The sequence below is a fragment of the Streptomyces sp. CBMA123 genome, from assembly GCF_014596465.1.
GTDB lineage: Bacteria > Actinomycetota > Actinomycetes > Streptomycetales > Streptomycetaceae > Kitasatospora.
Window position 1 is genome coordinate 31186 of sequence record NZ_MECK01000268.1, and the last position, 21186, is coordinate 52371.

At 74.9% G+C, this 21186-nt stretch carries 26 protein-coding genes and 1 pseudogene; 10 read left to right on the top strand and 17 right to left on the bottom strand.

Annotation, left to right across the window (positions count from 1 at the left end; translation table 11 throughout):
* Position 1 precedes the first annotated feature (1 nt).
* The 8 genes from BG452_RS26485 to BG452_RS26520 form a co-directional block, all read right to left on the bottom strand.
* Positions 2-199, bottom strand: a complete 198-nt coding sequence (locus BG452_RS26485; RefSeq protein WP_188306864.1) for a hypothetical protein — start codon at positions 197-199, stop codon at positions 2-4.
* On the bottom strand, positions 196-966 hold the full coding sequence (locus BG452_RS26490) for a MerR family transcriptional regulator (RefSeq protein WP_188306865.1): 771 nt from the start codon (positions 964-966) through the stop codon (positions 196-198). Before BG452_RS26490 ends, BG452_RS26485 begins: the two co-directional genes overlap by 4 nt.
* Positions 967-1046: 80 nt before the next feature.
* Positions 1047-2261: an FAD-dependent monooxygenase gene (locus tag BG452_RS26495; RefSeq protein WP_188306866.1), complete on the bottom strand. Its 1215-nt coding sequence runs from the start codon at positions 2259-2261 to the stop codon at positions 1047-1049.
* Positions 2262-2473: 212 nt separating this feature from the next.
* Entirely contained in the window at positions 2474-3349 is an 876-nt protein-coding gene (locus BG452_RS26500) for a BPL-N domain-containing protein (RefSeq protein WP_188306867.1), read from the bottom strand.
* Between the two features lie 313 nt (positions 3350-3662).
* On the bottom strand, positions 3663-4538 hold the full coding sequence (locus BG452_RS26505; RefSeq protein WP_188306868.1) for an MFS transporter: 876 nt from the start codon (positions 4536-4538) through the stop codon (positions 3663-3665).
* Positions 4484-4720: a hypothetical protein gene (locus BG452_RS26510; RefSeq protein ID WP_188306869.1), complete on the bottom strand. Its 237-nt coding sequence runs from the start codon at positions 4718-4720 to the stop codon at positions 4484-4486. The genes BG452_RS26505 and BG452_RS26510 overlap by 55 nt, the downstream gene beginning before the upstream one ends.
* Before the next feature lie 245 nt (positions 4721-4965).
* A complete protein-coding gene (locus tag BG452_RS26515; RefSeq protein WP_188306870.1) occupies positions 4966-5112 on the bottom strand; it encodes an alpha/beta hydrolase in 147 nt (48 codons plus the stop codon).
* Positions 5113-5221: 109 nt separating this feature from the next.
* Positions 5222-6016 carry a GntR family transcriptional regulator gene (locus BG452_RS26520; protein WP_188306871.1) on the bottom strand — a complete coding sequence of 265 codons (795 nt, stop codon included), beginning with the start codon at positions 6014-6016 and terminating at the stop codon, positions 5222-5224.
* 210 nt (positions 6017-6226) lie between these two features.
* Between BG452_RS26520 and BG452_RS26525 the strand changes: the two genes are divergently transcribed.
* The 5 genes from BG452_RS26525 to BG452_RS26545 all read left to right on the top strand — a co-directional run bounded on the left by BG452_RS26525 (position 6227) and on the right by BG452_RS26545 (position 10717).
* Entirely contained in the window at positions 6227-6811 is a 585-nt protein-coding gene (locus tag BG452_RS26525) for a hypothetical protein (RefSeq protein ID WP_223242753.1), read from the top strand.
* A gap of 89 nt (positions 6812-6900) precedes the next feature.
* Entirely contained in the window at positions 6901-7896 is a 996-nt protein-coding gene (gene galE / locus BG452_RS26530; RefSeq protein ID WP_188306872.1) for a UDP-glucose 4-epimerase GalE, read from the top strand.
* The gene (locus BG452_RS26535; protein WP_188306873.1) at positions 7896-8780 is read left to right on the top strand and encodes an NAD(P)-binding domain-containing protein; all 885 of its coding nucleotides are present in this window, start codon (positions 7896-7898) and stop codon (positions 8778-8780) included. The genes galE and BG452_RS26535 overlap by 1 nt, the downstream gene beginning before the upstream one ends.
* Entirely contained in the window at positions 8777-9502 is a 726-nt protein-coding gene (locus BG452_RS26540; RefSeq protein WP_188306874.1) for a hypothetical protein, read from the top strand. The genes BG452_RS26535 and BG452_RS26540 overlap by 4 nt, the downstream gene beginning before the upstream one ends.
* Before the next feature lie 15 nt (positions 9503-9517).
* Positions 9518-10717, top strand: a complete 1200-nt coding sequence (locus BG452_RS26545; RefSeq protein WP_188306875.1) for a radical SAM protein — start codon at positions 9518-9520, stop codon at positions 10715-10717.
* A gap of 260 nt (positions 10718-10977) precedes the next feature.
* On the opposite strand, the gene BG452_RS26550 is transcribed toward BG452_RS26545, so the two are convergent.
* The gene (locus BG452_RS26550) at positions 10978-11334 is read right to left on the bottom strand and encodes a hypothetical protein (protein ID WP_223242754.1); all 357 of its coding nucleotides are present in this window, start codon (positions 11332-11334) and stop codon (positions 10978-10980) included.
* Between the two features lie 8 nt (positions 11335-11342).
* Here BG452_RS26550 and BG452_RS26555 point away from each other — a divergent pair, with 8 nt between their 5' ends.
* On the top strand, positions 11343-13040 hold the full coding sequence (locus BG452_RS26555; RefSeq protein ID WP_188306876.1) for a tetratricopeptide repeat protein: 1698 nt from the start codon (positions 11343-11345) through the stop codon (positions 13038-13040).
* Here the strand turns inward: BG452_RS26555 and BG452_RS26560 are convergent.
* Positions 13037-13822 carry an NAD(P)-dependent oxidoreductase gene (locus tag BG452_RS26560; RefSeq protein ID WP_188306877.1) on the bottom strand — a complete coding sequence of 262 codons (786 nt, stop codon included), beginning with the start codon at positions 13820-13822 and terminating at the stop codon, positions 13037-13039. The genes BG452_RS26555 and BG452_RS26560 overlap by 4 nt on opposite strands.
* Positions 13823-13893: 71 nt before the next feature.
* Here BG452_RS26560 and BG452_RS26565 point away from each other — a divergent pair, with 71 nt between their 5' ends.
* Complete coding sequence (locus tag BG452_RS26565; protein WP_223242755.1) at positions 13894-14805, top strand: LysR family transcriptional regulator; 912 nt, start codon at positions 13894-13896, stop codon at positions 14803-14805.
* Between the two features lie 212 nt (positions 14806-15017).
* Positions 15018-15599: a DinB family protein gene (locus tag BG452_RS26570; RefSeq protein WP_188306879.1), complete on the top strand. Its 582-nt coding sequence runs from the start codon at positions 15018-15020 to the stop codon at positions 15597-15599.
* A 52-nt stretch (positions 15600-15651) separates the two neighbouring features.
* Here BG452_RS26570 and BG452_RS48175 read toward each other — a convergent pair.
* From BG452_RS48175 to BG452_RS26590, 5 genes and pseudogenes are all read right to left on the bottom strand, one after another.
* Positions 15652-15855, bottom strand: a pseudogene (locus BG452_RS48175) (hypothetical protein); the annotation flags it as partial.
* Between the two features lie 136 nt (positions 15856-15991).
* The gene (locus BG452_RS26575) at positions 15992-17332 is read right to left on the bottom strand and encodes an RNA polymerase sigma factor (protein WP_317621239.1); all 1341 of its coding nucleotides are present in this window, start codon (positions 17330-17332) and stop codon (positions 15992-15994) included.
* Positions 17305-17724, bottom strand: coding sequence for a YciI family protein (locus BG452_RS26580; RefSeq protein WP_188306880.1), 420 nt, complete (start codon positions 17722-17724; stop codon positions 17305-17307). Before BG452_RS26580 ends, BG452_RS26575 begins: the two co-directional genes overlap by 28 nt.
* Before the next feature lie 447 nt (positions 17725-18171).
* A complete protein-coding gene (locus BG452_RS26585) occupies positions 18172-18516 on the bottom strand; it encodes a winged helix-turn-helix domain-containing protein (protein ID WP_188306881.1) in 345 nt (114 codons plus the stop codon).
* Complete coding sequence (locus BG452_RS26590) at positions 18513-18959, bottom strand: hypothetical protein (protein WP_188306882.1); 447 nt, start codon at positions 18957-18959, stop codon at positions 18513-18515. The genes BG452_RS26585 and BG452_RS26590 overlap by 4 nt, the downstream gene beginning before the upstream one ends.
* Before the next feature lie 94 nt (positions 18960-19053).
* Here BG452_RS26590 and BG452_RS26595 point away from each other — a divergent pair, with 94 nt between their 5' ends.
* Together BG452_RS26595 and BG452_RS26600 are read left to right on the top strand one after the other, a co-directional pair.
* Complete coding sequence (locus BG452_RS26595) at positions 19054-19203, top strand: hypothetical protein (RefSeq protein WP_188306883.1); 150 nt, start codon at positions 19054-19056, stop codon at positions 19201-19203.
* Positions 19204-19240: 37 nt separating this feature from the next.
* A complete protein-coding gene (locus tag BG452_RS26600; protein ID WP_188306884.1) occupies positions 19241-19555 on the top strand; it encodes a hypothetical protein in 315 nt (104 codons plus the stop codon).
* Positions 19556-19629: 74 nt separating this feature from the next.
* On the opposite strand, the gene BG452_RS26605 is transcribed toward BG452_RS26600, so the two are convergent.
* Positions 19630-19983, bottom strand: a complete 354-nt coding sequence (locus BG452_RS26605; RefSeq protein ID WP_188306885.1) for a hypothetical protein — start codon at positions 19981-19983, stop codon at positions 19630-19632.
* Positions 19984-20056: 73 nt separating this feature from the next.
* Positions 20057-20881 carry a hypothetical protein gene (locus BG452_RS26610; RefSeq protein WP_188306886.1) on the bottom strand — a complete coding sequence of 275 codons (825 nt, stop codon included), beginning with the start codon at positions 20879-20881 and terminating at the stop codon, positions 20057-20059.
* Positions 20882-21186 lie beyond the last annotated feature (305 nt).

The following is a 21186-nucleotide window of genomic DNA, read 5'->3' on the forward strand; positions in this document are numbered from 1 at the left end:
GTCAGGTTCGGTGCGGTTCGCGGCCCAGGCGGTGGAAGACCAGGCAGGCCTGCACTCCCTGGGCGAGGGCGATGGTGGGGAGCAGGGACCAGGGGAGGAGGCCGGCCAGGGCCGGCGGGGGGAGGGTGAGGGCGGCGACGGCCAGGACGGGGAGGGTGCTCAGCAGGCTGATGCGCAGGCGGGTGTGGCGGGGGATCATGACGCCGCCTCGCGGGCGTGGTCGAGGAAGGTGCGCAGGTCGGCCCAGGCGTCGGCGGGGGCGGCGGGGTCGCCGGAGAGGGCGGCCGGGTCCTCGCGCCAGGCGGTGCGCACGGCGGCGGACAAGGTGGCGTCGCCGCCGCTGAAGAGGCGGGAGAGCTCGTCCAGGCGCTGGACGACGCGGCGCACCCGGGGGTCGGCGGGGTCGGCGCCCTCGACGCGCAGGGCTTCGGCGCGCCGGTAGAGCTGGGGCCATTCGACCTCCAGCAGGTAGTGGGCGGCGGGGCCGAGGGCGGCGGCGTGGTCGGCGAGGGCGTGCAGCTGGTCGTCGTCGAGGTGGCGGCGCAGGGCCTCCTCGGCGGCCGGGCCGGTGGCGCCGACGGCCTGGACCAGGCGCAGCAGGTCGGCGGTGCCGGGCTCGCGTTCGGCGTCGAGTTCGGTGTGCAGGTGGGTCAGGCGGTCGTGCAGGGTGTGCAGGGCGGCGAGGGAGGCCTCGGTGGCGGCCAGGTGCTCGCGCACCAGGCGCCGGGGGTCGACGCCGGCGTCCAGGCAGGTGGCGATGGTCTCCAGGCCCAGGCCCAGGCGGCGCAGGGCGAGGATCTGGTAGAGGCGTACGACGTCCGGCTCGGTGTAGGCGCGGTGGCCGGAGGCGGTGCGCCGGGAGGGGCTGAGCAGGCCGATCCGGTCCCAGTGGTGGAGGGTGCGTACGGTCAGTCCGCTCGCCTCGGCGAGCGGGCCGACCTTCCAGGTCTGTTCGGTGGAGGGCATGGCACGAGCATTCCTCCTGACGCCGCGTGAGGTGCAAGCCCGGTGCGGGCCTCGGTGCGGGTCTCGGTGCGGGCCGGGCTTCAGGCGTGGGCGGGCAGCGGGTAGTCGGGCAGGGCGATGGCGCCCGCCTTGGCGAACTGGGCGGCCAGGATGGGGCGCAGCGGCCAGCGGCCCATCCAGCGCATGGAGGCGGCGCGCAGGCGGATCATCAGGGCGCTGTCGGGGGCGTAGCCGTTGACGCCGCCGGGCGGCAGTTCCTGGGCGCGGGTCACGTAGGGGCGCATCAGCTCCTCGTAGCGGGCGTAGGCGGTGCGGAAGTCGCCTGCGGCGGAGGCGAGTTCGCCGGCCAGCAGGTAGGCGCCGACCAGGGCGAGGCTGGTGCCCAGGCCGGTGATCGGGCTGGGGCTGTAGCCGGCGTCGCCGAGCAGGGCGACGCGGCCGCGGCTGTAGCGTTCGAGGTGGATCTGGCCGAAGGAGTCGAAGGCGAAGTCGTCGGCGGTGGCCATGGCGGTGAGCAGCCGGTCGACTTCCCAGCCGGTGCCGGCGAAGCGCGCGGCGAGCAGGCGGCGCTGGGCGGTGTCGTCGCGGCGGTCGAGGTCGAGCGGGCCGGAGCGGAAGCCGAGGGAGGCCTTGACCTCGCCGGGCAGCCGGCCGGGCCGGGCGGCGGCGACCAGTCCGCCGGGGGCGTTGTACATCAGGAACCAGCTGTCCAGGTCACGGGCGAGCGCCGGGTCGTGGACGGTGAACCAGGAGTGGTAGCCGCCGAGCGGGCGGTAGTGGTCCCGCTCGGGGCCGAAGGCCAGCCGGCGCACCACGGAGTGCAGCCCGTCGGCACCGATGACCAGGGCGAAGCGGCGGGCGGGGGAGCGCTCGAACCGGACGGTGACGCCGGCGGCGTCCTGGTCGAGGGCGGTGACGGTGTCGTCCCAGAGGTACTCGACGCCGTCGGTGGCCTCCCGGAGCAGGTCGGCGAGGTCGCCGCGCAGGATCTCCAGCTCGGAGACGATGCCCTCGCCCTCGAACAGTTCGACGGGCACCCGGGCGGTGTGCCGGCCGCGGGTGTCGACCAGGGCGATGCCGCGCTGCTCCACGCACAGGGTGCGGGCCCGTTCCATCAGGCCCATCCGTTCGATGACGGTGCGTCCGGCGCCGCGCAGGTCGACGGCCTGTCCGCCGGGGCGCGGGGCGGGGGCGCGTTCGACGACGGTGGGGTTGAAGCCGTGGCGGCGCAGCCAGTAGGCGAGGGCGGGGCCGGCGATGCCGGCGCCGGAGATGAGGATGTCGGTGTTCTCCATGCCCGTACCGTACGCCGTACGCTTCGGGCTCAACAAGCCTTAATCTGCGGTTATTTGGGATTGACGCACTAGTGCACTTGGGCACTTCGGGGGAGGCCGGGGCCGCTGCGGGGGGTTTGCGCAGGCGGGCGGCGCCCCAGGTGCACTAGTGCGGCCGGGGGTGGTGCTCTCAGGACGGGGGCGGCGGCTCGGGCAGCCCCGGCACCGGGGCGTCAGGGCCTCGGGGCGGTGCCCGTCGGGGCGGGGTTCGTCGGCGAGGTGCCCGTCGGCGAGGTGCCCATCAGGGTGTGCAGCAGGTCCTCGCCCAGGCCCAGGCCGGTCTGCGACTCGTCCGGCAGGTCGTAGTCGAGGTACCAGTCCGACGGCGCCTCCGGGTGCGGGCCGCTGACCGCCACCCGCCCCGCGCCGTAGGGGGCGACCACGGCCGCCGCCCGGTCGTTGGTGTAACGGGCCAGCACGTCCGCGTCCGGGCCGCTCACGTCGAAGTACGGGCCGTCCTGGAAGTACATCCGCTGCGGGTGCCCGCGCCAGGAGACGTCGACCAGGTGGTCCTGCTCGTCGGTGACGGTCGCGCCCCGGGAGCTGATGTACTGGCCCGAGTCGCCCGGCAGGAGGCCGTAGCCGGGGTCGTGGCCCGCCAGGTAGCCGCCCATGCACAGCCCCAGGAAGTGCCCGCCGCCGCGCACGTACGCGCGCACCAGCTCCGGCGAGAAACCCGGGTCGCGCTGCATCAGGCGCCACGCGGTCGACACCTCCTGCCCGTTGGTGCCCCCCGGCTGCACGTACAGCGCGACGCCGGACAGCGCGTCCGGGCCGAAGCGGTCCTGCTCCTCGGGCCCGATGTAGCGCACCGCGAAGCCGTCCTGCTCCAGCATGTCGTGCGCCGCCTCCGGGCAGCCCTGGCAGGCCGCCGGGCCCCGGTAGACCAGGGCCAGCGGACGGCCGTCCGGATCCGGCGCCGCCTGGCCCGTCCGCCCGGCTGCGGCCGCGGTGTCCGCGCTCGCACCGCTGCCGGGCGCCCCACACGCCGAGGCTGTCAGCACCACCGCCGCCAGTGCCAGCGCCGCCGCGCCCCGTCCAGCCCTCATGACCTGCACTTCCGCCGCCCTCCAGGGCTTCGCGCCGACCCCCGTACGCCGCCACGACGCTACGTCCCACCTGCCCCGACTCGCACACCAGACCCCCTGATCGGGTGAATATACGGAGAGTAGTTGACGCCCGGGGGCCCTCGGACGGCCGGAGCCGCCGCCGCTTCGACCTGGAGGGCCGCCGCCCGGGCCGGCGGGAACCGCCGCAGCCGCACCAGCGCCAGCACCAGCAGCAGGGCCAGCGCCCCCGCCGCGCAGGCCAGCGCGAACGCCGCCGGGTACCCGTGAGCGCCGACCAGCGGCCCCGCACCCGTCACCCGCCAGACCCTGCCCCGCGATCAGCCCACTGCCCAGCAGCGTCATCGCCTCGCCCATCCGCCCCGGCGCCGCGACCCCGCTCGGCCAGGCCGAACACCGCGATCAGCGTCGGGGCCACCGCCAGGCCGATCGCCCCCACCGACCACGCCGCACCCGCCACCCCGCCCACCGGCAGCAGCGTCAGCAGCAACAGCGCCTGCACCGCCACGGCCGCGCGCAGCCGTACCGTCAGGTCGAACCGCCCGGAGAAGGACGCCAGCAGGAACCCGGCCGCCGCGCTGCTCACCCCCATCGCCGCCCACACCAGGCCGCCGACGCCCGCGTCACCCCGGGCCAGGTACTGCACGCCGGTGTTGGTGGCGCCGAACACCACGCCCTGCAGCACCGTCACGGCGAGCAGCACCAGCAGCGGCCCGCGGCGCAGCCGCCCCGCCTCCACCGTGCGCGGCACCGCCGCCGGAGCCGTCGGGTGCAGCGCGAACAGCACCCCGAAGACCGCCGTCAGCGCCGCCGCGCAGACCAGCTCCGCCGCCGGGTGCACCGCCCAGGCCAGGACCCCGACCAGCGCGGGGCCCACCACGAAGCTCGTCTCGTCCACCACGGTGTCGAACGACAGCGCGGAGCCGACCAGTTCGGCGCCGTCACGGCGCCCGCTCGCCAGCGCGATCCAGCGGGTCCGGGACAGCGGCCCGATCTGCGGCACCGTGAAACCGGTCAGCACCGCGCAGCCGGCCTGCACCGGCACCGGCAGGGCGCCGGCCACGGCCACCACCAGGGCGGCGGTCATCAGCGCGTTGGCCACCGAGGCGGCCAGGATCACCGGACGGTGGCCGCGCCGGTCGGCCAGCCGGCCCAGCAGCGGCCCGCCCACCGCCTGCCGGTCCACAGCACGCCCGCCACCACGCCGGCGCGGCCGACCCCGCCGAGCGCGGTGACCATCAGCAGCGTCCCGGTCGGGCACAGCGCGGCGGGCAGCCGGGCGAGGAAGGAGACGACCGGCAGGCGCGGCCCGGCCGGCCGGACGACGCCGTGCACGGCGCTGCGAGCGGACAAGGGGGCGCCCTTCGTCGGTGATCGGCATCGGTGATCGGTGATCGGTGGCCCGGGAGTGCCCCCACGACACAGCCAGGTGCCCGGGCCCGGCCATCGGCGCCGTCTACCAAGCTGCCCGCCGCGCTCCCGGCCGGGCGCTGGACGTTCCTCCCAGGGCGCAGGCATGAGGCGCGTCCGACGGATGACCCGGTCGACGAGTGCCGCGTCCGCCCACTCGCCTCGCCTCGCCCCGACCGGACACGGGATCAATGATCGGACGCGCCTTGGCCGCCGCAGGTCGGATCCTTCGCGGGCAGCCGGCCCGTGGTCAGGTAGCGGTCGACGCTGCCGTCCGCGCAGGACGGGCCGGCCACCACCACGCCGTGGCCCTCACCGCCGGCCAGCGTGACCATCCGCCACCGTGCAGGGCCCGTCAGCTGAACCGGCCCTGGCGCCCGTTTCGGACCGGACCAGCCACGGCTTTCCGAGCGAGCGGTCGCGGAGCAGAGCCCGGCCGACCGCCTACAGCCCGGGCCCGGCCGGCCTCTGCCCGGGCCACGCGGCGGTGCTGTGGCGGGTGATCGGGTAGCCGATCTCGTACTCGTCGGCCCGCATGCGGGTGTCGTTGACCTCCACGACTGTGCCGTCCGGGCCGGTGCTGGTGCGGATGATGCGCAGCAGCGGGGTGCCCTTGGGGGCTTGGAGGTCGGCGGCTTCGGCGGGGGTGGGCATGCGGGAGGTGATGGTCTCGTGCCAGGCCAGCGGGCCGTGGCCGAGGTCGCGTTCCAGACGGTCGTAGATGCCGCCGGGGCCGGTGTCGGCTTCGGCGAGGCGGGTGCCGCGAGCGATGGCGGCCGGCAGGTAGCTGGTGGCCAGCTGGGTGGGCTTGCGGGTGTCGGGGTCGCCCATGAGGCGGTCGCGCAGGAGGACGTCGCCTGTGGGTTCGACGCGCAGGAGGGAGGCGATGTCGTGCGGTGCGGGCGCCCAGGTGATGGTTGGCTTGCGCAGGGCGACCCAGGGCTGGGCGGTGGGGTCGAAGTAGTAGCCGCGGTCGTCCCGGAGCACCTGGCGGACGCGGGAGAGCTTCTGGCGCTGGGGCAGGGCGCGCACGATCGTGCCGCGGCGGCGGACGACTTCGACCAGGCCTTCGGCTTCGAGGAGGGCGATGGCCTGGCGGGCGGTCTGCTTGGAGATGCCGTACTGGGTGGCGAGGCTGGTGATCCTCGGCAGCACCGTGCCGGCCGGGTGGCGGCCGTCGAGGATGGCGGCGCGCAGGTCGTCGGCGAGCTGGCGGTAGTGGGCGGGCGGCTTCTCCATGGTGCTCTTTTCCGGTCGGTGGTTCCGATGGCGTGGGCGCTCTTCGTATTAGTCCTAGCCCTATTGACAGGGGTTTGAACCAGCCCGATATTAGAGCTAGGACTAACTGTGTGTTAGGTATTCGACACGGTAGGTCCGATCGCCCGGCGTGCAGCTCATCACCGCCGGGGCACCATCCGAACGTCCTCACACGGCCCTGGAGGCCAGATCGTGACGACCCATCACCTGCTCCGCCGTGACACCGCCGACCCGCACGATGCCGTGGTCACCCTGGGTCCGGAGGGCACCGACGCTCACCACGAGGCCCGCCGCCACTTCGCGAAGGTCCTGCTCACCGACACCTTCGAGCTCGCCGTTCGCGAAGCCCTCTCCCGCGACTGCCACGCCCTGGTGGCCGCCGGGTTCGTCGAGCGCCACCGCCCCGGCGGCGAGGTGTCCGACCTCTGGGTCGACATCCACTTCCGCCACCTGGGCCAGGTCGAGTTGGCGGCCGTCTGGGAGGCGCCGACCAAGCCGATGTGCCTGGCCGCCCCGCCCGGAATCCACACCCCGCGCACCGTCGCGCTCCACCCCGCCACCGGAGCCTTCGCCGAGCGCTACGCCCCGGCCGCCGGCCGCCGCTACGTCGACGCCAAACCCCTGGCGGTGCGCCAGGTGCTCGACGGGACGGCCGAGGGCTGCATCGGCTCGGTCGACGTCGTCCAACACGCCGGCCTCGCCGTCCTGCAGGAGTTCCAGCCCACGATGGTCTGGTGCCTCTACCGGGCCGTCAATCGGCATATACCAGGCAGGTAGGGTAAAAACCGCGACTCGCCCAAATCGCTGCTAGGCTGCCCGCCGATTCCCCAACTCGTGGGAACAGCAACCGACTTGGGAGCGAGGCCATGAAGGTTCTCATCACCGGCGGCGCCGGATTCATCGGATCCACCATCGCCAGCGCCTGCCTGGACGAAGGCATCGAACCCGTCATCCTGGACAACCTGTCCACCGGACGTCCCGAGTTCACCGTCGGCCGCACCCTCTACCGGGGCGACATCGCCGACGGCGACCTGATCGACCGCGTCTTCCACGACCACCCCGACATCCACGCCGTCATCAACTGCGCCGCCCGCATCGTCGTCCCCGAATCGGTCGCCGACCCGCTCGGCTACTACGACGCCAACGTCACCAAGGGCCTGGCCCTGGTCAGCCACCTGCTACGCAACGGCTGCCACCGCCTCGTCTTCTCCGGCTCCGCCGCGATCTACGACTCCGGCCAGGCCATCACCGAAGACGCCCCCCTACGCCCGCTCTCCCCCTACGCCCGCACCAAGTCCGCCTTCGAAGGCGCCCTGGAGGACATCACCGGCGGCACCGCCCTGCGCGTCATCACCCTGCGCTACTTCAACCCGATCGGCGCCGACCCCAAGCTGCGCACCGGCCTGCAGACCACCAAGCCCACCCACGCACTCGGCGTCATGATCGACCGCTACCGCGCGGGCGAGCCGTTCCCCGTCACCGGCACCGACTGGCCCACCCGTGACGGCTCCGGCATCCGCGACTACGTCCACGTCTGGGACCTGGCCGCCGCCCACATCGCCGCGGTGCGCCGCTTCGACACCGTCGTCGGTGACGACGGGCCCCGCTACCTGCCGATCAACCTCGGCTCCGGCAACGGCACCACCGTCTTCGAACTGATCAAGGCCTTCGAGGACGTCACCGGCGAGCCGCTCGCCCACCACCGCACCGAAGCCCGGCCCGGCGACAACGCCGGCGCCTACCCCGCCATCGACCGCGCCCACGCCCTGCTGGGCTGGACCCCGGGCCACACCCTCCAGGAGGGCATCGCCGCCGCCCTGGAGTGGAACGCCACGCGCCACACGATCCTCAAGGACGAGTGATGACACCTGCCCCATCCGGGGCGCCCCGGCCGGCGACCTCGATCGTCGTCGCCGGCTACGGGGCGCTGACCTCCGGCATCCTGCCCCACCTCGCGGCCCTGCCCGCCACTCGCGTCGCCCTCACCAGCCGCCACCTCACCCAGGCGCCCCACGCCGCCGTGCCCCTCATCGGCCCGGCCGAACTCACCGACCAGCGCCCCGACGTGGTGCTCGGCTGCTTCGAGAACGACGCCCGCAGCCGCAACTTCTGGACCAACCAGCACGTCACCGCAGCCATCGCCACGCACCGCCCCGCGTGCATCGAGCTGTCCACCATCAGCCCCGAACGGGCCGTGCAGTGGCACCGGGAGACCGCCGCCCTCGGCGCAACCACATGGGAGTGCCCCGTCACCGGCTCCCGCCCCGGCGCGCAGGCCGGAACCCTGTCCGCGTTCCTCTACGCCGCCGCCCCCAACGCCTCTGCCAAACGCGCCCTGGCCGCCTTCACCCGCCACCGCTACCGCTTCACGGCTCCCGGCAACCCGGCCCGCTTCAAGCTGATCTTCAACGCCTGGGGCGCCGCCCTCCTGCACGCCGCCAGCGCGTTCGCCCGCCGCCTGCCCGAGCACCTGGGGGAGGACTACCCGGTGGCCGCCCGGATCGTGACCACCGACGGCTGGATGGCCGCCCTCGCCGCCCAGAAGCTCCCCCGATTCGAACAACGCGCCTACGGCGACCCGGACTTCGCCGTGCACCACATGATCAAGGACCTCCGCTATGCCCGTGACTTGCTGGGCGAGGAAGTCCTGCTGACCGCCGCGCTGGACGCCTACACCGCCGCCGAGCAGCACCACGGCCCCTACGCCGACTTCACCGCCGTCGCCGACATCCGAGGAGCGCAGTGAACTCCCACGACCTGCCCCTGCTCCTCAAGCAGCTCACCCACGAGTTCGCCGACGCCACCGGCATGTCGGTGGCCCTGTCCGGCTCCCTCGCCCGCGGCGACCACCGCACCGGGCGCAGCGGCCACATCACCTCCGACCTCGACCTGATCCCCATCGTCGCCACCCCCGCCGACGCCCCCACCGCCCGCACCGTGCTGCAACCGATCCTCCAGCGCCTCGCCGACACCTGGCAGATCGAGGCCACCGCCGCCATCACCACGCTGCGCGCCTTCCAGCTGGCCGGCCACGCCCCCTACCGCACCAGCATGCGCCCCCAGTGGCTCTGCGACGCCCTCGGCCTCGGTCCGGACGCCTTCGCCCGCCCCGGCGACGACGCCGAGGGTACCGCGCCGGCCTGGGCGCTGCAGCCGGTCACCTACTACCTGGCCAAGGCCACCGCCCAGGAGCCGGCCACCAACCTGCTCAAGGCCCGCACCGCCGCCGCCAGGGCAGCCGCCGCCTTCGACCTTCCCCTCGCCGACAGCCTCGACGACCTCCCGCGCGCCCTGCGCACCCTGATCGCCGAACGGCGCCTCAGCCCGCTCGACTCCACCGCCCGCTACCTCACCACCCCCACCCGGCCCACCATCGCCGACGCCGTCCGCGACGCCGTCTTCTTCGAGAACCAGGGCCTGCCCTTCGCCGACTCGGCCGTCGCCGCGCTGCCGTCCCTGCCGAACTGACCAGGAGCACGCCGCATGCCCACCCGACAGCACGTCGAGATCCTGCCCCCGCACCCGCTCAGGGCCGGCTACGACCGCACCCTGGAACGGGGCTCGATCGCCGACCAGTTCCAGCAGCGCCTGGAACCCGCCCACTTCAACCCGGCCTACCTCACCGCCCTGACCGAACGCGTCGAGGCCGCCCTGCGCCGCGACCCCGCCGACGAGGCCATGCGCTGGCGCCTGGCCTGCCTCCTGCTGCAGAACAACGCCACCGCGGCCGCCGTCGAACGCGCCGACCAGCTGCTCACCGGCGCCACCCTCCCGCAGGCCCGCCGCCTGGCCGACCTCGTCACCGCGATCCGCAGCCGAGCGGGCCGGCCGCGCACCGGCCGCCGCGTCACCCGCGTCAACTGGTCGATCAACAACCGCTGCCCCATGTCCTGCCATGGCTGCTACAACCCCTTCGCCACCGAGCAGATCGATCTCGGCCAGGCCAAGCACATCCTCGACAAACTCGCCGCGCACGGCACCACCGACCTGATCCTCGCCGGCGGCGACCCGCTGCTGTGGCCCCCGATCTTTGACGTGATCGACCACGCCACCGCCACCGGCATCAACACCGCCCTCGACACCACCGGCTACACCCTCGATGCCGCCAAGCTCACCCGGCTCCGGCCGCTCTCCACCCTGCGCCTGCCGCTGGACGCCGTCACGCCGGAGGTGCAGCGCGCCTTCCGCCGCAGCTCGGACGCGAACCTCCTTCAGGTCCTGCTGGACTCCCTCGCCCTGTGCGACCGCGAGGGCTTCGACCGGGTCCGCGTCCACACCGTCGCCAGCGCCAGGAACCTCCACCAGCTCAAGGACATCGCCGCCGAGGTCTTCTCCCACCCTTGCGTCGTCCAGTGGGTCGTTTTCCAGTGGTGGGGCCGGCGCGCCTCGCCCGCCACGACCCGCGCGCTCAGCGTGGACACCCACGCCGTCCGCAGCGCCGTCGAGGCGATCCGGCTGGACCACCCCGGCCGGGACATCATCCTTGCTGAGACCGCCGACCGGGAACTGCTGAACTGGATGATCCAGTCCTCCGGGCAGGTCGTCACCTTCGGCTCCGGCCCCGAGGAGGAGTTCATCCTCGGCAACCTCCTCACCGACCAGGTCGAGGACATCCTCACCCACCCGATCCTTGACTTCGACGCCATGTCCCGCGGAGTCCCCGTCACCCCCGGCCCCCAGTAGGCCCGGGCACTCGGCAGGTCGCGCAGCAGTCCCGAGAAGACCGGGCAGGGGCTCCAGCAGGCCTACTCACCTGCTGGAGCCCCTGGTGTTGGTGCGGCGCCGGATTCGCTCGGAGAGTTCGGGACTCGGACCGCGGCTCCGGCAGGGCCAGCAGGCTCACCCGGAAGGGCGGTTGATCGCAACCCGATACGCGCCCTGGTGCCGAGGTCCCACGCCCCGTCGTCCAACGGTCGGGGTGACCGGCCCGCCGGGGCCGGCGGTCACCGGTCGGGCCCGCCCGGACGGGCCCCGGCCCGCGAGGCGTCGAGCAGGGTGCGCAGCTGCGCGGTGTGGACGCGCAGCAGGCGCACCGCGCGGTCGGTGCCGCCGGGCAGGAAAGGCAGGACGACCAGGGCCGGGACGGCGGCCAGCACGGTGAGCAGCAGCAGCGGCGTCAGCAGGGCGACCAGCAGCACCCGTTGGGTGGTGCGGCCGGCCGGCGACAGGAAGGGCAGGGCGGGCAGGTGCACGGCGGGTCTCCTCGCGGTGGTGGCGGTGCGGGTGGCGAGGAGGAATCTGGCACCGGTCCGGTTGATCCGCCCCTGTCCGGGGCGTTGCGGCAGGTAAGGTCCGGACAACGGCCGGGATGGTCCGGGACGTCCCGGACAACTCCGGGGGCGCGGGCGGGGGTTGGGGCATGGGCAGGCCGTGGGGGCCGATCCGGGCGCAGAGCGCCGAGGGCCGGGAGCTGGCGGGCTTCCTGCGCGCCCTGGTGGACGCCAGCGGCCTGACGATGACCGCGATCGCCGGGGGGATCAGCTGGTCCAAGACCCAGGTCGGCTCCTACCTGGCCGGCAGTCAGCTGCCCGAGCAGGACTTCGTCCTCGCCCTGGTCGCGGCCACCGTGGCGGAACCGAGGCTGCGCGAACGCCGCCGGACCGAGGCGCTCACCCGCCTGCGGGCGGCCGAACACCCGGCACCCGAACGCAAGCCCGCCCAGACCCCGGCCGGCCACGTTCCGGCGGGCGGGGGGTACGCCGTGGAACTGGCCGAGGCCCGCCGGCAGCAGCTCGACACCTACGACCGGCTCACCCGGTCACTGGAACAGCAGGCCGTCCTGGAACGCACCGCCCACAACTCCGCGCAGCTGGTGATGGCCCTGCTCTACATGATCACCAAGCTGGAGCAGCGCGTCGACGGCCTCTGCGCCGAACGCGACGAACTGCGCGGTCAGGGCCAGGCGCATGAACTGGAACAGGCCCAGCGGCAGTTGGAACGCGCCCTGGACCAGGAACGGCGGGCCCAGGAGGAACTACGGCGGGCCCAGGAGAAGCAGCGCCGGGCGGAGGAACTCGCCGCCCGGGTGCAGCACCTGGTGCGGCAGCTGACCGACGAACTCGACCGGCTGCGGGCGGGCGACCCGGACCCGCAGGCCGACGAACCGCGCCAGGCGGCCGAGGTGGTGCCCGCCGCGGGCGCCGGCGACCCGGTCGGCGACGACATCGAGCAGGCGCTCGCCAAGGCGGCGGCCGTCAACGACGCGGACGGGGAGGCGATCGAGCGGGTCAGCGAGGAGCTGGGGGAGGAGAGCCCGCGGGTTGTCCCGGTTGTCCGGGACAACCTGACCTACCGGGACAACCTCACGACCGGCGGCGACGCCGCCCGGGCAGTGATCCGGGCCAGGGCCGCAGAGGCGGCCCTCCTGGGCCCGGGCCGTGCGGCCGTGCGGCGGTGGGAACTGCTCGTCGCGGACGCCATCCGCATGCTCGGCCCCGACGACCCCGAGACCCTGGCCGTCTACGGCAACCATGCCGGAGTCGTCGGGGCCGGCGGCGACCACGCCTGGGCGGTCCAGCTGTATGAGGACCTGGTCGACCGTTGTGAACAGGTCCTGGGGCCGAACCACCGTGAGAGCCTGGTCGCCCGCAACGGACACGCCCTCAATCTGGGGAACCTCGGGCGCCACGCGGAAGCCGCCAAGCTGCTCGAACCCCTGATCGACGACTGCGCGCGGGAGCTGGGGCCGGGCCACCCGGAGACTCTGATCGCCCGCAACAACCAAGCCTTCAACATCGGGTATGCGGGCCACTGGGGCCGTGCCGCGTACTACTTCGAAACGCTGCTCCGTGACCGCCGGCTGGTGCTGGGGCCCGACGACCCGGACACTCTCACCACCCGCAGCAACCACGCCTACTGCGTCGCTCGCGCCGAGGGCGCCGCCGAGGCCATCCGGCTCTTCGACGCCCTCGTCCTCGACTGCGTCCAACTGCTGGGCCCCGACCACCCCGAGACCCTCGCCGCCCGCCGCCACCGGGCCGAGCTGAGCCGCCCGGGCGGACGCTAGCCCGCCCGCACCGCCCCCACCACCGCCGACAGGTCCCGCTCGGCGATCGACGGATCCGCCAGCAGCACCTGGCGGGCCGCCGCCAGCACCGGGCCGCCGCCCGCCAGGGCGAGGTCCTTGGCCGCCAGCCGCACCGGGAAGTCCGACTCCGTGCTGCGCGCCCGGGCCACCACCCCCGCGAGCGGCCCGGCCGCCAGCACCTCCAGGGCCTCCTCCTGCGGAACGCCCAACTCCTCGGCCACCGCGACCACTTCACTCAGCGCGGTGACGGATGCCACGATCGCGCCCATCACCACGACCTTCAGTGCCGCCCCCGTACCCGGGCCGCCGCAGCGCCGCACCCGCCCGAGGTGGGCCAGGACGGGTTCGGCGCGGTCCAGGTCGGCGTCCTCGCCGCCCGCGTAGACGACCAGGTCGCCGCCGGCCGCCGGGCCCACGCTGCCGAGCACCGGGGCGTCCACCAGGGCGACGCCGCCGGGCAGTTGGGCGCGCAGGCCGGCGACGGCCCGCGGGCCGATCGAGGACATGTCGATCCACAGGGTGCCCGGGGCCAGGTGGGCGGTGAACCGCCCGGCGACCTCGGCCGCGGCCTGCGGGTCGGACAGCATCGTGACGACGACGCCGGCCCCCGCCACGGCATCGGCCGGGCTCGCGGCCTCGGTGAGGCCCCCGGCGCGGCCGGGGGTGCGGTTCCAGACGGTCAGCGGGTGGCCGGCGGCGGCGAGGCGGCGGGCCATCGGCAGCCCCATCCGGCCCAGGCCCAGAAAGGCGATCTTTTCCATGGCCGCCACGCTAGGCAGCATCGAGCCAGGCGACCAGCGAATGTCTCGCATGGTAGTCATGCGGAATGGACATGGCTTGGCTGGACGTCTTCCGCACCGTCGCGCACCTCGGCTCCTTCACCGCTGCCGGGGAGCGGCTGGGCTTCACCCAGTCCGCGATATCCCGCCAGATCGCCACCCTGGAAGGCGAGTTGGGCGTTCCGCTGTTCGACCGGCTGGCCCGCGGGGTGCGGCTGACCGACCACGGACGCGCACTGCTCCCGCACGCCGAAGCCCTGCTGGAACGCCTCGACACCACCCGGCGCGACCTCGTCGCCCTCACCGAACTGGATGCCGGACGCCTGCGGGTGGGCGCCTTCGACAGTGCCAACGCCGAACTCGTCCCCAGCGCCCTCGCCGCCTTCCGCGCCGCCCACCCGCAGGTCGAGATCACCCTCACCGAAGGCCTCACCGCCCACCTGCTGGACCGGCTCGCCGAGGGCGCCATCGACCTCGCCGTGGTCGCCTCCTACGCCGAGAACCCACAAGACGCCTACGACACCGACCAGTTCGACCTTCATCCGCTGCTGGACGACCCCGTCCTGGTCGCCCTGCCCCGCGGCCACCGGCTCGCCGGCCGACGCCGCCTGCGACTGGCCGAACTCGCCGACGAATCCTGGATCGCCGCCCGCCGCCACCCCGAATCCACCCTCCTCGCCGCCTGCCTGCGCAGCGGCTTCCAGCCCCGGATCGAGTACGCCGTCGGCGCCTGGACCGCCAAACTCGGCCTGGTCGCCGCCGGCCTGGGCCCCACCCTCATCCCCTCCCTGGCCGCCCGCGCCGTCCGCCCCGACATCGCCCTGATCCCCCTCCACCCCCAGGACACCCCCGTCCGGCACGTGTGCACCGCCACCCGCCGCGGACAGCGGACCCCGCCCGCGGCCGAGGGCTTCACCGCCTTCCTGCGGGCGGGGGCGAACCGGGTGTCCGGGGCGGAGCGTTGACCGAGCTGCCGCGCCGCCGCCTCCACCGCCTGGGCCGGCAGCACCGCGATCGTCATCGGCCCCACCCCAGGCCGCTCCCCGGTGGTACTCCACCCCAGCGCCGGCCGCGGCCCGCTCCTGCCCTGACCGAGGCGTGGCCCGACGGCGCTCGAACCCCTGGCCGGGCGGTAACTCGCTGGCGGGGGAGAGATGTTGCGGGTGATGATGCGCGGATGGCAACCGAGCGACCCGAGCGACCCGAGCGACCTGAGCGATGGACCCAGGCGAGCGTCTACCCCGACATGTGGGCGGACCCGGACGAGGACCCGCGCAACAGCGAAGGGCCCGCCCCGGACGGCGAACTGGCCACCCTGGAGGACTACCTGACCAACTACCGCCTCACCCTGCGGATGAAGTGCGAGGGACTGGACGCTGAACAGCTGGCCCGGCGCTCGGTGCCGCCGTCGACCATGTCACTGCTCGGCCTGGTGCGGCACCTGGCCGAGGTGGAACGCGACTGGCGGGGCTGGATCCGCGACGGCGAGCCGCTGCCCAAGCTGTACGGCGCGCGCGACGCCGACTTCGACGGCGCGGTCGCCGACCCGGCCGTGGTGGCGGCCGCCTGGCGGGACCTGGAGAGCGAACAGGCCGCACTGGACACCGAGTTGGCCGCCCACCCGGATCTGGGGACGCGGCTCGGCAAGCAGGGCGTCGCGGTCCGCGAGCTGTGGGTGCACCGCGTCGAGGAGTACGCCCGTCACTGCGGCCACGCCGACCTGCTGCGCGAGTGCGTGGACGGCCGGGTCGGCCAGTGACGGGTGCCGGTGCCGGTGCCGGCGCCCGGGCGGACGCCCGGCAGGTGGCGTCGGCCGGTGGCAGGGCGCCGGTCGACAGGTAGGCGTCGACGGCCTGTCGGGCGCAGGTGCTGTAGCCGTCGAGGTGGACCGTGTGGACCCGGCCGGGGGTACGGGGGGGCCGCGGGGTCGGTGCTCGACGGGCCGGTGCGGGCAGGGTGTGGAACGGTGGAAGACCGGGGGAGAGCCGGGGGCCGGTTGCGAGAGGAGTCGCCATGTCGTCGAAGCGCCGCCGCAAGAAGAAGGCCCGGGCCAGGCGCGGGGCCAACCACGGCCGCCGCCCCCAGTGCTGAGCGGCTGAACGGCCGGGCCGTACGGCCCCGCGTCCGAGCGTCGGAGGCGGGGCCGTACGGTCACCCTGCGTTGTCGAGCGCGGCCGCCTTGCGCAGCAGCACCGCCCGCTCCCGGGCGTTGCGGCACAGTCGGGCGGCCAGTTCCAGCTCGGCCCGGGCCTCGGTGCTGCGGCCGAGCCGGGCCAGCAGTTCGCCGCGCACCCCCGGCAGCAGGTGCGAGCCGGACAGGCGGCCGGAGACGGCCAGATCGTCGACCAGGGACAGCGCCGGCAGCGGCCCCTCGGCCATCGCGACGGCCACCGCCCGGTTGAGCTCGACCACCGGGGACGGCGCCACCCGGCCCAGCGCCTCGTACAGCAGCACGATCCGCTCCCAGTCGGTGTCCGCCACCGAGGGCGCCGCCGCGTGGCAGGCGCCGATCGCGGCCTGCAGGCCGTACGGGCCCAGGCCCCGCCCCAGGGCCGCGGCCCGGCCCAGCGCGGCCAGGGCGCGGCGGATCGCGGAGTGGTCCCAGCGGCGCCGGTCCTGGTCCTCCAGGAGCACCGCCTCCCCGTCCGGCCCGGTGCGGGCCGGGAAGCGCGAGGCGGTCAGCTCGAACAGGGCGAGCTGCCCGTGCACCTCCGGTTCGTCGGGCAGCAGGGCGGCCAGCATCCGGGCCAGCCGGACGGCCTCGTAGGCGAGGTCGGGGCGCAGCAGGTCCTCGCCGGCCGTCGCCGTCGAGCCCTCCGTGAAGATCACGTACAGCACGCTCAGGACGGCGCCCAGCCGGGTGCGCCGCTCCTGCGGGGGCGGCAGCTCGAACGGGACGTGCGCGGCGGCGATGGTCTTCTTGGCGCGGGTGATCCGGGCCTGCACGGTGGGCACCGGCACCAGGAACGCCCGGGCGATCTCCTCGCTGGACAGGCCGCCCACCACGCGCAGGGTGAGCGCCACCCGGGCCTCGGGGGAGAGCACCGGGTGGCAGGCGGTGAACATCAGGGCGAGGACGTCGTCGTCGACCCGGTCCGGATCGAACGGCAGGTCCGGCTGCGGCGCCGGGGTGCCCGCCGCGCCGGTGCTGAACTCGCCCTCGGCGAGCGGGCCCGCGAGCGCGGTGTAGCGCTCGTCCAGCGCCGAGGCGCGGCGGAAGGCGTCGACGGCCCGGCGCCGGGCGGTGGTCAGCAGCCAGCCCACCGGGCTGGCCGGGGCGCCGTCGCGCGCCCAGCCGACCAGGGCCTCCGCCAGCGCCTCCTGGGCGACGTCCTCGGCGAGGGCGAAGTCCCCGGTGTAGCGGGCCAGCGCGCCCACGATCCGCGCGGACTCGATCCGCCAGACGGCCTCGACGGCCCGCCGGGCGGCCTCGGCGCCCGGCGGACCGTCGGTGGCTGCGGGCATCAGAGCTGGCCGGTCCGCTCGCGCCACGCCCGCTCCTTGACGATCCACTCGTTGTCCTGCGGGAACTCCTCGATGCCCGGTACCCGGCGCACCTCGCACTTGGAACCGGGCAGCGCCGGCAGCCGCTTGGCCCACTCCACGGCCTCCTCCTTCGAGGTGACGTCGATCAGGTAGAAGCCGCCGAACAGCTCCTTCGTCTCCCCGTACGGGCCGTCGGTGACCACCGGCGTCTCCCCGTCGAAGTCGACCACCACGCCCTGCGACGGGTCGTCCAGCCCCTCGGCGGCCACCAGCACGCCCGCCCGGATCAGCTCCTCGTTGAAGCGGCCCACGGTCTCGAGCATCTCCTCGAACGGCGTCTCCATCATCTTCGCCATGGACTCGTCCGTGCCCCGCATGATCAGCATGTACTTCGCCATCTCAACCTCCTCCACGGGGGGCCGCCTGCCGACCCTCTCCAACCCAAGGTCGAACGGCGCGGCGCCGGATCGACACGGTGAACGAAGACGGACGATATTCCCTCCCGCCGACACCCCCCGGCCGCCCCGCCGCCGGCCCCCGGACACCCCGCGCGCGCTGCGGGCGGGCCGGTCAGCGGGCGGCGGGCCCGCGCCCAGGGCTGCGGGCCCGCCCCCGAACACCCCACACCCCCTTCCAGGAAGCGCACGGCAACGGCGGCCCCGGCCAAGATCGGCCGGGGCCACCGACACCGGAGCCGAACGGACCTGCCCCGGTGCCCCGTCGCCGCTTCGGCCCACCGAAGCGGCGACGGCATCGTCCGGACCTTCCGCGCGGAAAGGACGGCAATGCCCTCGCCGCTCTGCGCAAGAAGTCGGACCGGCCGACTTCCCGCGCAAGGGGTCGGGTCAGCCCTGGGTCGTCTCCCGATCCAGGGCGGCGCCGAGGGCGGTGGCGTCGGCGGCGATGCGCTGGAGCTCGGCGAGGTGGGAGGCCAGGGCCCGGCGGCCTTCGGGGGTCAGGCGCAGCCAGGTGCGGGGCCGCTTGCCCACGTAGCCGCGGCGGATTGTGAGGTAGGAGGCGGCCTCCAGGGTGGCGGCCACCTTGCTCAGCGCCGACTCGGAGACTCCGCAGCCCTCCCGTACGGCGCGGAACTCCGCCTCGGCGCAGCCGGAGAGGAAGGCGACGACGGCCAGGCGGGTGGGCTGGTGGATCAGCTCGTCGAAGGCCGGGACCGGCGGGTCGGGGGTCATGAGGCGTCCGCCCGCGCGCGCTCGCGGTGCAGTACCAGCAGGTGGGTGAGGCCGCCGGTGACGCCGAGGGTGAGCAGGAACCCGGCCGGGCCGAACAGCAGGGCGAGCGCCCCGGCCGCGGCCGGCGGCAGCAGGTGGGCCGCCGCGGCCGGGTACGCCGGGGTGGGGACGATGCCGGGCCGGTGCTCGATCCGGTGGCTGACCACGACGTGGCCCACCAGGAGCAGCGCCGCGACCAGTTGCAGGAGCGCGGCCGGCAGCCGGAGCCGCTGCGGCAGCAGGACCGACAGGCCGATCGCGGTGAACCCGGCCCCGAACAGGCCGGCGGCCGTGACCGGGTACCAGCCCGGCCACGGGTCGGGGCGCCGGGCCGCCGCCCGGGCCCGGGCCGCGGTGCGCAAGGACGCGAGGGCGTCCTCGGGGGCGATGTCGTGAACGGTCACCTGGTGCTCCAACTCCCCCCTCCGAGAAGGCTGCTGACAGCACCGGAGATCCTGGCATTTACTTTCCCGTCAGGCAAGTACTAGCGTGATGGGCATGTGCAAGGGGGAGGCCGGCGTACCGCTGTGCCGGGCGGTCGCGGGTTTCGCGCCGGCACCCGGCCTGCCGCGCCGGACGGCCCGCCGCGAGTCCGGCTCCACCCTCTCCGAACGCGAGCGCAAGCGCCTGGCCAAGAGCGCCTACTGACCCCGAACCGAAGCAAAGAAGAAAAAGAGGAACCACCATGCTCAGCCCGCTCTCCGGCCCGTCGAATCCGGCCGACCTCGAACCGCTCAAGGCCGCCCTGCGCGCCGCCCTGGACACCGCCGACCAGGTCGAACAGGTCGGACTGCGCCGGGCCCTGCGGATCGTCGAGGACTTCGTCCCGCCCGCCGCCCCGACCCCGGTGGACTGGGCCCGCGCCGTCCTGGCGCACGCCGGGATCGACCCCCGCACCGCCGAGGTCAAGGCCGTCCGGGAGCTGCGCCGCGCGCACGCCGGCCTCAGCCTCAGGGACGCGGTCGCGCTGGTCCGGCTGGTCGTCACGCACTCCGGCTGACGGCTGACGGCTGACGGCCGGCGACCGACCGCAGACGGCTGCGGCCAAGGCCCAGCCCGTACGCGGGCGCGCCGTCACCCGCCCTCGGAGCGGACCGGGCCGCCGCGGGCGCAGGCCAGCACCGCGGTGGCCGAGGCGTCGAGGAAGAGCACGAACGCCCAAGCTCCATCCGCCGTCACGATCCTGCCGGGGCGCAGGGGTTCGCCTCCTGCCCGTTCGAGGATCCGGAGGGCCTCGGTGACGCCGAGGGTCGGGACCCCGCGTCTGCGGGCGTTCCGGAGCCGGCGTGCGTAGACGCCGAAGTGATGCCTGGCGGGGAGCGGACGGTCCCAGACGTCGAAGGTGCCTCCGGCGAGGAGGGCTTCGCGTGCGGGGGCGCAGGCCGGCGTCTGGTCGGTGAGCATCCGGGCGAGGTCCTCGCGTTCCATGCGCCGGATCCTGCCGGGTGCCGCCCGGCGGGCCAACCGGATTTCCCGGCGGCCCGGGCCCGGCGGCAGCCGCTCACGGCTGGCCGAGGTAGCCGGCGACGAAGGCGTCCAGGTCGGTGAGGGCGGCCGCGAGGTCGGCGCTGGAGAGCTGCTTGGCGGCGGCGCCGGTGGCCAGCAGGTGGCCCAGGGCGGCCTGGCAGGTGGCGACGGGGGAGGCGGACGCCGGGAGGGTGCAGCTGATCTCCTGGGCGGGGCCGGCGGGGGACTGGAAGGTGACCAGGGCGACCGTGCGGTTCGGGCCGCCGGTGGTCGCCAGGTTGGGTTCACGGGTGTTCGCCGGGACGCCGACGGCGGCCGGCAGCAGGCCCGGGGCCCGGGTGGGGACGGGGTGCACCAGGGTGGCCGGCAGCCGGGCCGGGGCGTTGCAGGTGTTCGGGGCGGCCCCGGCCGCGGGGAGCAGGCCGCAGGCCAGGTCGACCTCGGTCTGCGCGCCGCCGCTGACGAAGACGGCCTGCACCACCGCGTCGAAGCGGGTGCCCGCCGGGTCGGCGGCCGGGGCGCCGGGGTGGACGTAGGCCTGCTGGCCGCCGTCCCCGGCGAAGAACACCGCGTCGCAGGTCCAGTCGGCGGGCGCGACCAGGAAGTGCGCCTCGCCCGGGTAGCGGGCACCGTACACCGCCGCCGTCGCCGGCACGCTCACCCCGTCCGGCACCGGCACCGAGGCCGGCACGGCGCCCGGCGGCGGCCCCGGAACACCGGCCTGCGCCGGACAGGCCCGCACCGGCACACTCCCGACGGCGGACGCCGCCCCCGCCCCGGGCACCACCGCCCCACCCACGCCCAACAGCACCGCCGCCGCCAGAACCCTCAGCCGGCGCCCACCGGATGCGCCACCCATGCTCCACCTCCAGGCACGTGCTGGAGACCCCTGGGGTCCGTCTTCGAACTCCCACCAGGCTAGGACCGGCCCCCGCACTCCCGTCTGCGGGAGCCGCCGGTGCGCGCTTCTACCGTGGGCGCCGTGATCGACCCCGCGCCGGGCGACGACGGGGCCGGCCCGGGCGCCGGCTGACGGCGGCTCACGGCAGGGCCCCCTCGACCCGGGCCGCCCGGGCGCGGGGGGGGGGGGGGGGGGGGGGGGGGCCGGGGGGGGGGGGGGCCGGGGGGGGGCGCGCGCCCGGGCGGGGGCGCCGGGGGGGGGGG